The organism is Flavobacterium sp. (genome assembly GCF_013822155.1).
Classification (GTDB): Bacteria; Bacteroidota; Bacteroidia; order Flavobacteriales; family Flavobacteriaceae; genus Flavobacterium.
The window spans coordinates 15293-32190 of record NZ_PNJW01000037.1; the positions used below are offsets into that span (position 1 = coordinate 15293).

Genomic DNA, 16898 nt, shown 5'->3' on the forward strand with positions numbered 1-16898 from the left:
AATAGTAAACTTATAATTTTAATTTCTACATTTGGAATCCAATGAAGAGAGATTTCAATTTAAATATTCATCATGAAAAAGTTAATTATTCCATTACTGTTGATAGCCGTTTTTTTTGCTTTTTATACGCCAAAAGAAAGTAATTATCAGGTCTATATAAAAGTAGCTGCAATTGTAATTTTAATGATAGGGGTAATGAAACTCATGCAAAAAGTGCCAAGTAAAAATCAAGATAAAGAAGAAGAAGATGTTTAATATTGGAGACAAAGTTTCAGCATTAGACGAAGACATTTCCGGAGTGGTTGTTTCCATTAAAAACAACGAAGTGGAAGTAGAAACTACAGACGGATTCCTGATGACATATTTTGTCAAGGAGCTAATTAAGATAAACATTACCAGCGAATTAAATAGTTTTATTTCAACAGATAAATTACACAAAGCAATTCAGGAAAAAACAGAACCAACTAAGCGTAGTTTTGTCAAAGAAAAGAAATCCCGTAAGGACGATTTTGTCTTAGAAGTCGATTTACATATCGAAAAATTAGTTCCTTCTAAACGCGGAATGAACAACTACGATATTTTAAATTTACAAATGGAAACAGCAAAAAGGCAACTCGAATTTGCTATTAAAAATAAAATGCCAAAAGTCGTTTTTATTCACGGTGTAGGTGAAGGGGTCTTAAAAGCCGAATTAGACTTTTTATTAGGCCGTTATGATAATCTAAAATTTCAGGATGCCGATTATCAAAAATACGGTTTAGGGGCAACGGAGGTTTATTTTATCCAGAAAAAACTTTTATAAAGGCGTTACGAATTCACCATATTCATATACATCTCCCAATTTAAAAGTTACTCCGTTTCTAAACATAGTAACTTTTTTCAGTGTCACTTTTTGACGATAACCCACTAAAGGACTTTGATTATCTGTCGGAATTAAATATTCTTCTGTAGTGGTCACTTCAATCATTCCGCTAACGTCGGTTACTCCATCTTCCGAAACCCATTTTTGATCTAATACCGGATAGGAAAGCGGTGGTGATGTGCAGGCAAATGAATCATTAATATTGTCACTATAATAACGCAATTCAACTTGGTTGGTGTCGTCAATTAACGCTGTTCTTGGGCTGTCAACTGGAGTGACTTCATTTTGAAAAAGCGTTGCATCTACCGCAAAAGTTAACGCTTGTGTACCTGAAATTTTATATAAAAAATTATAGTCATTCGAACAGTTTTTTACGGCAAAGCCCTCAAAATTAGCAGGTGGTGTAGCAGAAGTGATATAATTCCCAAAAGTTAAAGATTCAAACAATTGTTCTTTTCCATTTCCTTTTTGAAAATTTACATTTCGTAAAATAATATTATGTGTATAGCCCGTAACGATAGAGGAATTAAGTGTTTCATCAACGGTTTTGTTTACAGTTGTCACTATTTCAATGGTTCCGGCAAGAGCATTCCATTCTTCAGTTACTACAGGAGTTGCAGGGGGAATAGTGTTGCAAATATCACCGGTTGTGACTGTTCCATCATAAATTCTATAAATTACTTTATTGGCTCCTCCAATGTTTACAGTTCTCGGTGTGCCGGGAGTCGTTATTTCATTTATAAAATTACTTTCCGGAATTTGAACGAGTAATACTTCTACATTATTTATTTTATAGATAAAAAAACCTGAAACACCACTGTTGCACTGGTTTGTAGATACATCTGAAAAATTAAATGTTTCAATATCAAAGTCTCCGTCATCACAAGCATTAAGCGTAAGCATAAGCACCAAAAAGCCTATAAATCGTTTCATAGTTTAAAAAATTTAAAGCAAAAATAGGATTTTTAATTTCTTTCAAAAGCATTTCTATTTAATTAGTATGATTTTAACCATTATTCTTATCTTTGAATCTGTTTCATAAATACGTAACAAATGAAAAATATTTCCCTATTCATCTTTTTTTTATTCTCAACAATCACTTTTAGTCAAAATCTTCAATCGCCTGATAAACAACTAGAATTAACTGTTGGGGTAAACAAAATTGGACGCCCATATTATAGCTTAAATTATAAAACGAAACCAGTGCTTCAAACCAGTTTTTTAGGAGTGATTCTGAAAAACGCGAATACGTTAGCGGCTGAATTTGAAATTTTAAAAACATCGTTCTCAACCGTTAATGAAAGTTGGAAACCCGTTTTAGGTGAACAAAAAGAAATTCAAAATCAATATAACCAATTGATTGTCGAGTTATTTCAAAAGTCAACCAAACGGAAAATGAATATTGTTTTTAAATTATTCAACGAAGGTTTAGCTTTCCGATATGAATTTCCTGCTCAACCCGAAATGAATTATTTTGTCATTACAGATGAAGTGACGCAATTTGCTTTAACAAGTAATCATAAAGCCTTTTGGATTCCGGGTGATTATGACAGCCAGGAATATGTGTATAATGAAACAAAATTGTCGCAAGTTGATGTGTCTAAATTAGATATGAACAACGGAATTGGCATGAAAGGGCCGATGGCAAATTCCCGTATTCAATCTCCCGTAATGATGAAATCAACAGATGGATTGTATATCAATATCTTTGAAGCTGCTGTAGTCAATTATCCTATCATGCATTTAGATTTAGATACCACTACTTTTTTGATGCAATCTCATTTGGTGCCCAATGCCATTGGAGATAAAGCTTATTTGCAAGCTCCTGCTAATTCACCTTGGCGAACAATCATGGTGAGTGATGATGCTCGTAAAATTCTTGCTTCAAAAATGACCTTGAACTTAAATGAGCCTTCAAAAATTGAAGATACGTCATGGATTAAACCAATGAAATACGTCGGTATTTGGTGGGAAATGCATGTGGGTAAAGCTACTTGGGACTATGCCGGTTCACAAAACGCTCAAATGGCTCAGGATGCGGAGTTAAAACCTACCGGAAAACACGGAGCAACTACGGAAAACACAAAACGATACATTGATTTTGCAGCCAAGCATGGTTTTGATGGTGTATTAGTGGAAGGTTGGAATATTGGTTGGGAAGATTGGTTTGGTAACTGGAAAGAAAATGTGTTTGATTTTGTTACTGCTTATCCTGATTTCAATGTGGAGGAAGTGCAAAAATATGCCGAATCTAAAGGAGTTAAAATGATTATGCACCACGAAACTTCCGGTTCGGTTGCTAATTACGAAAGACGTTTGGACCGTGCTTTTTCTTTTATGAAAAAACATAATTATAACGCAGTAAAAAGTGGTTATGTTGGCAAAATTATTCCAAGAGGCGAGTGGCATGATGGACAAACTATGGTCAACCATTTCAATTGGGTAGTCGAAAGAGCGGCAGAATATAAAATCATGGTCAATTCGCACGAATCATCTCGGCCTACCGGTGTTCATCGAACGTATCCTAACTACATTGCGGCGGAAGCAGCCCGAGGAAATGAATTCAATGCTTGGAGCAACGGTAATCCGCCTATGCATGAAACTATACTTCCGTTTACTCGATTTTTAGGTGGACCGATGGATTACACTCCCGGAATTTTTGAAATCAAAATGAATCATTATGATGCAACTAAAAAAGAGCAGGTGCACACCACCTTAGCGAAACAATTGGCTTTGTATGTAACGATTTACAGTCCATTGCAAATGGCAGCTGATTTGCCCGAAAATTATGAGCGTTATCCGGATGCCTTCCAGTTTATCAAAGACGTTGAAGTAGATTGGGATGAAACTAAAATCATGGAAGCAGAACCCGGTGACTACTTAACTATTGCCCGTAAAACAAAAGGAAAAGAATCTTGGTTTTTAGGAGCCATAACAGATGAAAATGCAAGAAATACAGAGATTACGTTAGACTTTTTAACACCCGGTAAAAAATACAAAGCCACTATTTACCAAGATGGGAAAGACGCTCATTGGGAAAAAAATCCAAAAGCTTATTCCATAAAAACAGTCGAAGTAACGGCTAAAACCAAATTAAAATTGAATTTAGCAGCCGGCGGTGGAACTGCGATTAGTTTCATTCCTCTAAATTAATTTTTTGTCATTTCGAAAGATGACGAAGTCGATATAGGAATCTCCTGCACAGTTAGGAAAAAAAGTAATAAAGAAATATTACTAATGAACAAAATATACCTCGATAATGCCTCTACCACAGCCATTCGTCCCGAAGTAATTCAGGAAATGGCTCACGTGATGCAAACCGAATATGGTAATCCTTCCTCCTCGCACAGTTTTGGTCGGGGAGCAAAAGCCGTTTTGGAATCCGCCAGAAAAAGGATAGCAAAACAACTAAATTGTGCTGCTCAGGAAATAATCTTCACTTCTTCCGGAACAGAAGCCAATAATTGGATTTTACAAAATGCGGTAAAAAACATAGGTGTAAAGCGTATCATTACCACTAAAATAGAACACCACGCCGTGTTGTATCCCATATTAGCCCTTCAAAAAGAGTTTGGAATCGAAGTTGATTTTTTAACGATTTTACCTAACGGCCAAGTAGATTATTTACAATTAGCCACTTTGTTAGAGAATCATAAATTAACCTTAGTGAGCTTAATGCATGTAAACAATGAAACCGGAGTAGTCTTAGATTTAGAACGGGTAAGTGAGTTATGTAAATTGCACAAAGCCTTTTTTCATTCCGATACCGTGCAGTCGATGGGAAAAACAGAATTCGATTTGCAACAACTTCCTATAGATTTTTTGGTGGCGAGCGGACATAAATTTCACGGGCCTAAAGGTGTGGGATTTGCTTTTATCAAAAAGAACACACCCATAACAGCCTTATTGGTTGGCGGAGAGCAGGAAAAAGGGCTTCGTGCCGGTACGGAAGCCATTCATCAAATCGCAGGAATAGCAAAAGCCCTTGAGCTTGCCTATGAAAAGCTAGGAACTGAACGCGATTCTATTTTTGAAATTAAAAAATACGCCATCGAAAAGCTTTCTGCTCATTTTCCAACGATTAAATTCAATGGAGGAGTGGAAACATTTTATTCCATATTGAATGTTCAATTACCCTTGTCAGCGGAGAAAGCAACCATGTTATTGTTTGAATTGGATATGAAAGGAATTGCCGTTTCCCGCGGAAGTGCCTGTCAATCCGGAAGTATAAAGCCATCTCATGTGCTGGTAGAATTTCTCTCGGAAGCGGAATTAAAAAAACCTAACATTCGCCTATCCTTTAATCATCAAAATACCAAAGAAGAAATTGATTATTTTGTTTCGTGTTTGGCAACGATGTAATTGATATTGATTATTTTTGCCTGACAACACAACCATTATGTATAAACTACTGATTCGACCGATTTTGTTCTGCTTCGATCCGGAACAAGTGCATTATTTTACCTTTTCGCTCATTCGTTTTTTGAATAAAATACCAGGCTTTGGTCCACTCATGAAAGCAATGTACGAGGTGAAAAACCCAAAATTGGAACGGGAAGTATTTGGTTTAACATTCAAAAACCCGGTTGGTTTAGCAGCCGGTTTTGATAAAGACGCTAAATTATTTAAAGAACTCGACAACTTCGGATTTGGATTCATTGAAATAGGAACTTTAACGCCCAAGCCACAAGAAGGCAATCCCAAAAAAAGATTATTTCGATTAAAAGAAGATGCCGCTATTATCAACCGAATGGGGTTTAACAATGGTGGTGTTTTAGAGGCAGTAGAACGATTGAAAAAGAACAAAGGCGTTTTAATAGGCGGGAATATTGGGAAGAATAAAAATACACCTAACTATGAAGCAGCTTCTGATTATATGATTTGTTTTGAAGCCCTGTTTCCACACATAGATTATTTTGTGGTGAATGTGAGTTCGCCTAACACACCTAATTTAAGAGCCTTACAAGATAAAGAGCCACTTACCAATTTATTGCAAACCTTGCAAAACCTCAATGAAGCTAAACCCAAACAAAAACCAATCCTGCTCAAAATCGCTCCCGATTTAACCGATGAGCAACTGTTAGACATCATTGATATCGTAAATGAAACTAAAATTGCCGGTGTCATAGCTACCAACACAACCTTATCCCGGGAAGGATTATTAGCTGAAAACAAACTGGAAACAGGTGGTTTAAGTGGTAAACCCCTGACTAAACGTTCCACAGAAGTTATCCGTTTTCTAAGTGAAAAAAGCAACAAAGCCTTCCCAATCATTGGAGTGGGGGGAATACATTCTGCAGATGATGCCATCGAAAAGTTAAATGCCGGAGCCAGTCTCATCCAGCTCTACACGGGCTTTATCTATGAAGGTCCGGGATTAATCAAGGAAATCAACAACCGAATTTTGAAAGAATTATAACTTCCCAATTCATAATTTTAATGCTCCCTTTCCTTCTCGCTTCCATAGCTTTAACTCTTTCTCCTGGACCGGATATTCTGTATGTCCTTACCCAAAGCATCTCCAACGGGAAAAAGTATGGCATTGCCACTGCATTAGGATTAGTCTCCGGAATTTTAGTACACACCACATTAATTGCGTTGGGTGTTTCAGCTGTTATCAAAGAAGCGGAAGTAATTTACACAGTAATCAAAGTTTTTGGAGCTTGTTATTTGCTTTGGATTGCCTACCAAGTCTATAAAGCTCCTGCTTCCATTACTTTAAATACCCAAGCAAAGCCACAAAAATCCTTATTAGCTTTAGTGAAACAAGGTTTTATCATGAATGTGCTCAACCCGAAAGTTACCTTGTTTTTCCTAGCCTTTTTTCCTGGTTTTATTGATGAAAAGTTGGGTAATGTCACCCGACAAATTTATACATTAGGCTTTGTGTTCATGCTTCAAGCGTTCCTGATTTTTTCTATGGTCAGCATCGTGGCAGATAAACTAACCGTTTTTATTCGAACTAACGAAAAGTTTGCCGTGTTTTTAAAGTGGTTACAAATTGTCGTGTTTATTGGCATAGCGGTGTTGATTTTGATTTAAAGCAAAGCATTTTTTTAAAAATCCAAACTGGCTATCCTAGCAATGCTTTCCCAACGATATTAGGAACAAATATTACGATTTAATACGCTATTTAAATACTTAAAATTATTTTATAGATTTACTGTAAGTTTACATGCAGTCTCGGCAACACTTACATAATTTGTAGAGTTACTTTATTCAGCATGTAATATTTCAACCCTTTTACTTTAACTAAAAATTAATAATCGTTGTAGAGCGTTCTGTCATTAAAATAGTAATTTTAACTACTATGGAAAGGAACAGTAAAAAAGGATTTATCTTCAAGAAGTACGAGGCACCTTTTGTCTCGCTATTTGATAAGCTATTTGAAATTTTCAAAGAGTTAATCACTCATACATCAGGCGATTTTGACGAGGCTATTGACTGGTTGCGGCAGTTGGATGTGGAATATAAATTGACCGATAAGAACTACACCATCGATGATTTTATTGAAGATTTAAAGAAAAAAGGATACATCCGCGAAGAACTCAAAGAAGATGGCACCTCAGGAACCGGAATCACGTCCAAAACGGAACGTGCCATTCGACAACAGGCGTTAGACCAAATTTTCGGAAATCTAAAAAAATCAGGAAACGGCAACCATAAAACAAAATACGCCGGAAACGGAGATGAACAAACCGGTGAGTTTAGAGCCTATCATTTTGGAGATGGCCTCGAAAATATATCACTTACAGAAAGTTTACGCAATGCCCAAATCAATAATGGGATAGCGGAATTTAACTTAACTGAAAACGATTTGGTCGTAGAAGATGCCCAATTCAAAGCACAAATGAGTACCGTTTTGATGATTGACATCAGTCACAGCATGATTTTATATGGTGAAGACCGAATCACACCCGCCAAAAAAGTTGCCATGGCATTGGCAGAGTTAATCACGACCCGCTATCCCAAAGATACGATTGATATTTTAGTATTCGGAAATGATGCGTGGCCCATTGCTATCAAAGATTTACCGTATTTAAAAGTCGGTCCCTATCATACTAATACCGTAGCAGGATTACAACTAGCAATGGATATGCTTCGCAGAAAACGCAACACCAACAAGCAAATCTTTATGATAACTGACGGAAAACCAAGTTGTGTTCGTGAAAAAGACGGAACGTATTACATGAATAGCAATGGACTCGACGAATACATAGTGGAGCAATGTTATAACCATGCTGCACAAGCACGAAAATTACACATTCCAATCACTACATTCATGATTGCAAATGACCCTTATTTGCAGCAATTCGTTAATCGTTTTACTGAAGCCAACCAAGGAAAAGCTTTTTATACCGGATTAAAAGGATTAGGCGAAATGATTTTTGAAGATTATGAAAGCAACCGTAAGAAAAGAGTGAAGTAGAAAATAGATACAAAAAAAACCGATAACATATTCCATGAAAAATATACAAACATTAGCCGAATTAAAACAAGCAGGATACATTTCTAAAAGTATCAAAGACGAGTTGCGAGATAATTTACGTGCCAAAATTAAAGCAGGTAAACCTGTTTTTGAAGGGGTACACGGATTTGAAAACACTGTCATTCCTGAATTAGAAAGAGCCATTTTATCACGCCACAATATCAATTTACTCGGATTACGGGGACAAGCAAAAACAAGATTGGCTCGAAAGATGATAGAACTGTTAGACGAGTACATTCCTATTGTGGCCGGTTCGGAAATTAATGATGATCCGTTACAGCCTATTTCGCGTTTTGCTAAAGATTTGATTGCTGAAAAAGGCGATGCAACTCCGATACAATGGATGCACAGAAGTGAACGATTTGCTGAAAAATTAGCCACACCCGATGTAACCGTGGCCGATTTAATTGGAGATGTTGATCCCATCAAAGCAGCCAATTTAAAACTATCGTATGCCGACGACCGTGTCATCCATTTCGGGATGATTCCAAGGGCAAATCGTTGCATTTTTGTCATCAACGAATTACCTGATTTACAAGCTCGCATTCAAGTGGCATTGTTTAATATTTTGCAGGAAGGCGATATTCAAATCCGCGGATTTAAAGTCCGCATGCCATTAGACATGCAATTTGTGTTCACCGCTAACCCGGAAGATTATACCAACCGAGGAAGTATTGTGACTCCGTTGAAAGACCGAATTGGTTCGCAGATTTTAACGCATTATCCCGAAACATTGGCTATTGCAAGAACCATTACGCATCAAGAAGCGAAGTTGAATACGGTGCAAACAGAAGCCGTTTACGTACCTTCGATTGCTAAAGATCTATTGGAACAAATCAGTTTTGAGGCACGCGAAAGTGAATTCATCGACGCTAAAAGTGGGGTGAGTGCCCGTATGAGCATTACAGCTTATGAAAATTTAATCAGTACTGCCGAACGAAGAGCCTTGCTCAATGGAAGTGACACCACAGTTGTTCGTTTATCTGATTTTATGGGAATTATTCCTGCCATTACCGGAAAAGTAGAATTGGTCTATGAAGGTGAACAGGAAGGAGCAGCCGTTGTCGCTCAACATTTAATTGGCGATGCGATTAGAACCTTTTTTCCGGCTTATTTTCCTAAAATCGAAAAGTTGGAACGCGATGTCGATGCTAGTCCATATGCTAAAATACTGGAATGGTTTTTTGCTGAGTCAGGTTTCGAATTGTTAGACGATGCCACAGATGATACTTACCAAAAACAATTGGATGCTATCCAACCCTTGGAAGACCTCATTCAAAAATACCAACCTGAGTTTCCTGTTCAAGACAAGTATTTCTTGAAAGAATTGATTCTTTGGGGTTTGGTGGAATACAATAAACTAAGTAAAGATCGTGTAGCAGTAGGCTATCAGTTTAAAGATTTATACAGTAGTTATATCAATAAATTATAAGTAATAGCTGCCAGCAGAAGACGTCCGAAGAAAAAGGAATAACATTAAAAAATGCTACAGCAAGTTTAATAATAAGGGGGAGTTACAATTACTGTAACTCCCCCTTAAAACAATAAACACAAAAAAGTTTTTATTGTTTAATCACTTTTTTAACTAATACTTGCTCATTCGAATCAACTAACCGAATAAAATAGACTCCCTTGCTCAACGCAGAAATGTCTAATGAGGATGTAGCACCGCTTTGGAGTATCCGTTGCCCCACTTGATTATACACTTCGATTTTAATAATATTCTCTTTGGAACTTATGGTTAACCAACCTGATGTAGGATTTGGATAAACAGTTACTAGTTCGTCTTCAAAAGAGGGACTGCCTAAAACCGTTTCTACGATGGTCGTTGTTACTGTATTGGTGATGATGGCGGGATTAAAATCAAAATAAATAGAAGCCGTATTACTAATAACATCACCAAGAGCAACCGTTGTTTTGGGTTTAATTTTATAAGCAATAAAACCTTGTGAACCTTCTTCGTCTTGGTTCACACTGGGTAAATAAATAGCATTAAATATAAAATCAATCGATGTTCCATTCAAAAGTTCCACACGGTTGTTATGACTGTAACTTTCTAATTGAAAAGTTGTCCAATCTAATTTGTCATCCAATTCGTTGGTAACCACTACGTTTTGTGCATAAAAATTACCTGTATTTTGAAAACGAATAATGTAATGTAAATACTTATCCACATCTTCAAAAGCTATTTGTGGACCTTCTGCAACTTGAATATCATTAGGATCATAAGCACCAACAATCAGTTGATGAAACAAAACAGTATTATTTTCTGGTGTTATGTCATTCGTGTTTTCATTTAAAGCAGCAGAAAAAAGAACAGATTCACCAATAGTAGTAGTAGGGATGGTTGCAACTTGAAAATCTAAATCAATAATTTTGGTTTGAAAAGCATTTAAATTCGCAAAAGTAAAACTTAATGAATTGGCTGTTTGTGAGCTGGTAGCAGTACTTGATGTGATAAAACTAAATTTCACCGGGTCATACGTAAACGTTAAGTCACCATTCATTTGATTTGTTCCATTATTCTTAATATGAATACGGTATTTCGACATAAATCCGGGCCTTGCAAGATTTAACGGAACCATACTTACTTCTAAATCTTCAAAAAGGGTAGAAGGTTCTAAACAAAAATCAACGATTTGAGTTTGATTCACCCCTTCAAATGACCAAAGTTGACTGGTTGGATTTGGAGGATAATTTGGTAACGGTGTGGTTACACTGGTCGTATAATTACCTTCATTGGCATACAATACATATTGTCCGGAAGCACTGGTAAAAGTAGAGAAAGTGTTTGAGCCGTTATCGGTTGTAATCAAAACGTTTGGAACAACAATATCGGTGGAATTACAACCGTTACTATCGGTATCAATTCGAACAGTTCCTTGCAACGTATTTCTAAAAGCTCCTAAGTTTTCAAACCAAGCCACTTTATCATCATCATAAGAAGAAGTAACAAGGTCTAAATCACCATCAGCATCCATATCTTCGGCGACAAGACTAGTCACGCGGCCAATCGTGCTGCTAATTTCAAAACCTGCACTAAAAGTGGCGGTTCCATTATTTTCAAACCATTGCAAACGAAAGCCCTGTTCCGCATCACAAACAATATCCTTATCGCCATCACCATCTAAATCAACAGCTAGAATGGATAACGGTTTTGTGACAGTAGCCAGAATGATTTCCGGACCAAAAGTACCATTACCATCCGTGTTTTCAAACCAACCAATTTTGTTGGGAGTTCGATTGATGAATAGAATATCTTTATCACCATCACCATCCAAATCAGCTGTGTTCAAAACCCGCGAACTGTTATTGGTCAACGGAATGATATGTTCCACACTCAAATCTCCTTGACCGTTTGTGTTTTCATACCAGGCAAATTTGTTGGAACCGGAACTGATGACATCTAAATCGTCATCGCCATCTACATCTTCCACCACAATATAACCCAAACTCCCCACCGGAAAGTTGAACAATTGTTGAGGTGCAAACGTTCCATTGCCATTGTTTTTCAAAACCATCAAATTGGTGTTATTAAAAGCAGCAACAATATCGGTATCACCATCCGCATCAATATCACAAGGCGTGATAGCATACAAATCGGGGATACCCACATAAACCACATGTTCCGTTGTAAAAACTCCGGCACCATTATTTTCTTTCCATCGAATATTGAATACATCTACGTTATCATCCAAATAATAAGTATACAAAGCATCTAAATCACCATCACCATCCATGTCTTTAGCATAACCGTTTCGGGTGCCGTTGATGGATTTAGAAATCAATGTTTGCGGTTGCGAAAAAGCACCTAAACCATCCACGTTTTTATACCATGCTACTTTTTTATCACCATGCGAAGTCGAAAGTATATCCGGAGTTCCATCGTTATTTAAATCGCCCACATCAATATGATTCACAAAAAATGCATAATAAGAGACCATGTTGGCAGCACTGAAAGTCCCTAAACCATTCGTGTTTTTGTACCAAGCCACATCTCCATCATCATACGAAACGGAAACGATATCGTCATCACCGTCACTGTTTACATCAACAGCAACGGCCTCTCTAACATTCAAGGCTTCGGTTGTAATAATTTGTTCAGTCCCAAAAGTAGTACCGGTTAGGTTTTTATACCAACAAAGTTTGTTCGTTGAGGATTCTGACAACATAATATCTAGTTTACCATCACCATCAAAATCAGAAAACTGCAATTCTTTCGTGTCGTTGGAGGAAGTCACCGCTAAATTGGGTAGGGAGACTAACACTTGGTTGGCGGCAAACGTACCTAAACCGTTTGTGTTTTGATACCATTTGATGCGTCTTTGCGAACCGCCGTTTTCAAATATCGTTAGAATGTCGGTATCGCCGTCGCTGTCAATATCTGCACTGAAAATACGGGTGGTTTGGGCAAAGCTGTCCATGTTATCTAACAGCGTAAGGGTTCCGTCCGCATTTTGTTTGAAGGCAACCAAGTCGTAACCCGCAACTCTAATTACATCCGCGAGGCCATCTCCGGTAACATCCACAATATGAAAACTGTTATTGGCTCCCAACAGGTTAGATGTCGTAAAAATACCGGCACCATCATTTTTCAAGACGATTACATTGTCAAAAGAATTAAGTACAACATCGTTGTCGCCATCATTGTCAAAGTCAATTACTTCCAATTTCATGAGGTAATTGTTATTGGTGTTAATTTGAACAGCAGCACCAAAAGTACCGAGTCCATCAATGTTTTTTTGCCAGTATACTTTCGCTAAATTACTACTCCAAATACTGTACACCACGTCAGGATACGTGTCGTTATCCATGTCTGCAATTGCAACCGAGTTGAAAGAAGAAAGGCCCGGAGCCACTGTTTTAGCCGTGCTGAACGTACCTAAACCATTCGTGTTTTTATGCCAGGCTAGTTTCCCTGAACCGCCCACAAGCACATCGGGATAGGTGTCACCATCAATATCTCCTACTGCCACGCGATGAGGATAGGGTGTTCCAAACGTATTATCAATAACCACATGTTGCTCAAAACCTATTTGTGCAAAAACAAAGGCAGGTAAGAAGATGAAAAAGGAAAGTACTATTTTTTTCATGTGTATGGAAGTGAGTGATTTAAATAATTTTTTCACAAAAATAAGAATTTAAGCCTAGCACTCCACACCGTTAATTTAAAATTATCAGCTAGAATATAAAAGTTTCGTTTAAATTATTAAGTCTCTTATTATAATTTGACACCGAAAATATAGCCTACAGCTGCGGTCAATCCCATAGCAAGTGTTCCCCAAATAGTAATCCGAAAAATGGCTTTTTTGACACTTGATCCTCCTGTTTTTGCCGCAATTGTTCCTAAAATAAGTAGAAAAATTATTGTAAATCCATATAGCCAATATTCCATGCCTTTTAATGGTGTGAAAAGTATTACCAAAAGAGGTAAAACGCCACCAACCGTAAAGGCTGCACCTGAGGCCATTGCTGCTTGAATTGGGTTTGCCTGACTAATCTCGTTTATACCCAATTCATCTCTTATGTGTGCTCCTAAAGCATCTTTTTCTGTCAATTCAATAGCTACTTGTAGTGCCGTTTCTTTTTTTAAGCCTCTCTTTTCATAGATTTGAGCTAGTATCTGTAGTTCTTCATCCGGCATTTCCTTGAGCTCTTGGGTTTCTCTTTCAATATCTGCTTTTTCTGTATCGGTCTGTGAGCTGACGGAAACATATTCACCGGCAGCCATTGATAAAGCTCCTGCAACCAAACCGGCAACTGTTGCTAAAACGATGGGTTCTCTGGTTGAACTTGCCGCGGCTACCCCAATTGCTAAACTTGAAATTGAAATTATTCCATCGTTAGCACCTAAAACGGCTGCTCTCAACCAATTACTTCTGTGTATGTAATGACTGTCTAAATAGTTATCAATTGTTATCATTTTATTCGCTGTTTTAAATTTTTGTATGAATTACAGGTATTCTTTTATTAGTTAACTTTCTATTTAAAGATGTATTAAATTGTACTATTTGTCACTATTGTAGTAAAGTTAGTAGCAAATATAATAAGAGTTGTAATTGCTTTGTTAAATTGTATCTGATAATACTTCAAAAAAGCGATCCGTTAGAATCGCTTTTTTAAACTAGTTGTCTTTTATCTCAAACTGAACTGTTTTTTAATCATCATCTCCTTCTAGTTCACCACCTTGCTCTCCCATACTTTGTGCTGTTCCCGATGTAATTTCAGTATGTCTTATTTGTCCACCTAAATACCCTGTACGAGCAACCAAACCAAAACTGATTAGTGCTAAAAAGAGAATAACAGTTGTGACAGTTTTAGAAAAAGAATTTTTACAGGGATGATATATTAAATAGGCTCTTTAAAAACATAACGCTCATCAAAGTCTATTTCAAATGCATTCAAAAAATCCAAATATTCCTCTTGAAATGTTTTTGTCTTATGATGCTGTTCTTGATTAGTTATATATTTAATAACCGCATCAACATGCGATTTCGAATAAGAAAAAGCACTATATCCCTCTTGCCATTCAAATTTAACGTTTAAAAACTTCTTTTCATTTATCCATTTGGATGAACTTCCTTTGATGTCTTGCATTAATTCAGACATAGATTGTGTTGGTTTCATGCTAATCAAAATATGAAGATGGTCAGGCATTCCGTTAATGGCTAAGAGTTTATGCTTATTATGATTAATGATACCGCCAATGTATTGATGCAATTCTGTTTTAAAAGAGGAAAGGAGCATTGCTTCTCGATATTTTACCGCAAATACAAATTGAATATAGAGTTGTGTATAGGTGTTTGCCATAGTATATCATCCCTACGGGATTTTTGATTGGTTTTCGCTACATTTTCAACGGGTTGAAACCCGTTGTTACATACATTATATCCCTACGGGATTTTTTACGCAATTTCATAACAAATAAACTCAGCCACATTAAATTCGGCATCAAATATCCATTCGTTTTCAAGTTTGACTGATATTCCAGAGTTCTAATCTTATTTTTTTAATAAATTCAGGTCAAGTTCGATTCCATATTCTTTTTTCGGTTCTTCCACCAAATACAACTCCAATTGCTTTTTCGTTTCAAATCCGCTTATCTTACTTCGGTAAGTTTCAGCAACGGCAGTATTTTCAATCTCTAACTTTCTATTTTTACTGATTTCTAAAAACGACGTTTCCATATCAATACCCAAATAACGACGGTTAGCAAGATTCGCTGCAATTCCGGTCGTAGAACTTCCGGCAAACGGATCCAATATCCAAGCATTCGGTTTCGTAGAGGCTAATATTATCCGTGTCAACACCGACAACGGTTTTTGCGTCGGATGTTTGCCACACGACTTTTCCCATTTCGCAATAGCGGGCAACTTCCAAACATCTTTCATTTGTTTGTCGCCATTGAGTTGCTTCATTAACTCATAATTATAATAGTGTGGAACCTTCTCTTTTTTTCGTGCCCAAATAATCAACTCCGCAGAGTGTGTAAAAAACCGACAGGAAAAATTAGGCGGTGGATTATTCTTCTCCCATGTAATCACGTTCAGAATTTTAAAATCCAATTCCTGCAACAACTGACCAATGGAAAAGATATTATGATACGTGCCACTAATCCAAATCGTTCCATTATCTTTTAATTTTTCTCTAACGAGTTTGAGAGATTTTATAAACTTATTACATTAAGTTTTCTTTTAATTTCATGGTGTCTACAGATTGGAAAACCAACTTATATTTTAAAAAAGTTCAGACTGATTATCAATACCTTTTTCTTTAATCATATTTCTTGCTTTTGAAAAACCACTTTCAGAACTTAACCCAGAAAGTACTCCACCTTTTTTCCAAAAATTAGCAGTAAATTTGCTACTTGAAATAAGTTCATCATACATAGTTTTTGCATTGTTTATTTTATCTTTATCGAGACTTTTTAATATTTCGGAATATAAAACATTTAGTACTTTTACTCCAATTGTTTTTTGAATATAAAAATTATCAGAATAGTAAACATTTTTTATTTCTCCTGATTCATCTTTTACCATCCTCTTTTCAAAGCATAATTTCCATTTTTTATAGATTATATTAAACCAAATTTCATTTACTTCTATTGCGATTTCTTTTGAAACATAATTACAATAATCAATAAGATCCTTCCCTTTTAATTTTCTGTTTTTGTCAAAATCAAACTTCTTTTCTAATAATTGAACAACGATTTGATTTATTGATTCAGCAAATGAAGAAACACCAACAATACCTAATGTAACATCGGAGTGAATGTCAAATTTTATACCGAAAGACCAAATAGTATCATTTTCTAATTGTTTTAATTCATATGCAGTGTTTATAGATATAAATGTAGGTACTTCTTCTATTTTGAGGCTCTCCTCTTTTATTTTATATCTATATCTTGCAAGAATAGAAAGATCAGTACTTATTCTTTTTGCTGTAGAATTAATATCATTGAAAACTTCAAGTTCTGTACTTTTTTTATTTTGCTCTGTCACTAAAATAATTACATTTAATAATAAATCTTTCACATCTTGGTTCACT

At 36.2% G+C, this 16898-nt stretch carries 13 protein-coding genes and 1 pseudogene; 8 read left to right on the forward strand and 6 right to left on the reverse strand.

Going from position 1 to position 16898, the window contains the following annotated elements:
* Positions 1–72: 72 nt before the first annotated feature.
* Together C0512_RS10065 and C0512_RS10070 are read left to right on the forward strand one after the other, a co-directional pair.
* Positions 73–255 carry a hypothetical protein gene (locus C0512_RS10065; protein ID WP_290861152.1) on the forward strand — a complete coding sequence of 61 codons (183 nt, stop codon included), beginning with the start codon at positions 73–75 and terminating at the stop codon, positions 253–255.
* Positions 248–802: a Smr/MutS family protein gene (locus C0512_RS10070; protein WP_290861154.1), complete on the forward strand. Its 555-nt coding sequence runs from the start codon at positions 248–250 to the stop codon at positions 800–802. Before C0512_RS10065 ends, C0512_RS10070 begins: the two co-directional genes overlap by 8 nt.
* Here C0512_RS10070 and C0512_RS10075 read toward each other — a convergent pair.
* Entirely contained in the window at positions 797–1795 is a 999-nt protein-coding gene (locus C0512_RS10075; protein WP_290861156.1) for a hypothetical protein, read from the reverse strand. The two genes, C0512_RS10070 and C0512_RS10075, sit on opposite strands and share 6 nt — an antisense overlap.
* Positions 1796–1915: 120 nt before the next feature.
* Here C0512_RS10075 and C0512_RS10080 point away from each other — a divergent pair, with 120 nt between their 5' ends.
* From C0512_RS10080 to C0512_RS10105, 6 genes are all read left to right on the forward strand, one after another.
* The gene (locus C0512_RS10080; protein WP_290861158.1) at positions 1916–4015 is read left to right on the forward strand and encodes a glycoside hydrolase family 97 protein; all 2100 of its coding nucleotides are present in this window, start codon (positions 1916–1918) and stop codon (positions 4013–4015) included.
* An 84-nt stretch (positions 4016–4099) separates the two neighbouring features.
* Complete coding sequence (locus tag C0512_RS10085) at positions 4100–5224, forward strand: cysteine desulfurase family protein (protein ID WP_290861160.1); 1125 nt, start codon at positions 4100–4102, stop codon at positions 5222–5224.
* A 37-nt stretch (positions 5225–5261) separates the two neighbouring features.
* Positions 5262–6281 (forward strand): quinone-dependent dihydroorotate dehydrogenase, encoded by a 1020-nt coding sequence (locus C0512_RS10090; protein ID WP_290861162.1) that lies wholly within the window; start codon positions 5262–5264, stop codon positions 6279–6281.
* Between the two features lie 20 nt (positions 6282–6301).
* Positions 6302–6904, forward strand: coding sequence for a LysE family translocator (locus C0512_RS10095; protein WP_290861165.1), 603 nt, complete (start codon positions 6302–6304; stop codon positions 6902–6904).
* Between the two features lie 268 nt (positions 6905–7172).
* Positions 7173–8291, forward strand: coding sequence for a VWA domain-containing protein (locus C0512_RS10100; protein WP_290861167.1), 1119 nt, complete (start codon positions 7173–7175; stop codon positions 8289–8291).
* Positions 8292–8325: 34 nt separating this feature from the next.
* Positions 8326–9783, forward strand: coding sequence for a sigma 54-interacting transcriptional regulator (locus C0512_RS10105; protein WP_290861169.1), 1458 nt, complete (start codon positions 8326–8328; stop codon positions 9781–9783).
* 130 nt (positions 9784–9913) lie between these two features.
* Here C0512_RS10105 and C0512_RS10110 read toward each other — a convergent pair whose 3' ends face one another.
* The 5 genes and pseudogenes from C0512_RS10110 to C0512_RS10130 form a co-directional block, all read right to left on the reverse strand.
* On the reverse strand, positions 9914–13444 hold the full coding sequence (locus C0512_RS10110) for a T9SS type A sorting domain-containing protein (RefSeq protein ID WP_290861170.1): 3531 nt from the start codon (positions 13442–13444) through the stop codon (positions 9914–9916).
* A gap of 128 nt (positions 13445–13572) precedes the next feature.
* Positions 13573–14274, reverse strand: a complete 702-nt coding sequence (locus tag C0512_RS10115; protein ID WP_290861171.1) for a VIT family protein — start codon at positions 14272–14274, stop codon at positions 13573–13575.
* 425 nt (positions 14275–14699) lie between these two features.
* On the reverse strand, positions 14700–15161 hold the full coding sequence (gene tnpA, locus C0512_RS10120; protein WP_290861173.1) for an IS200/IS605 family transposase: 462 nt from the start codon (positions 15159–15161) through the stop codon (positions 14700–14702).
* 191 nt (positions 15162–15352) lie between these two features.
* Positions 15353–16018 (reverse strand): annotated as a pseudogene (locus C0512_RS10125) (site-specific DNA-methyltransferase); the annotation flags it as partial.
* A 69-nt stretch (positions 16019–16087) separates the two neighbouring features.
* Positions 16088–16898, reverse strand: an 811-nt coding sequence (locus tag C0512_RS10130) for a hypothetical protein (protein WP_290861175.1), incomplete at its 5' end; no start/stop codon positions are given.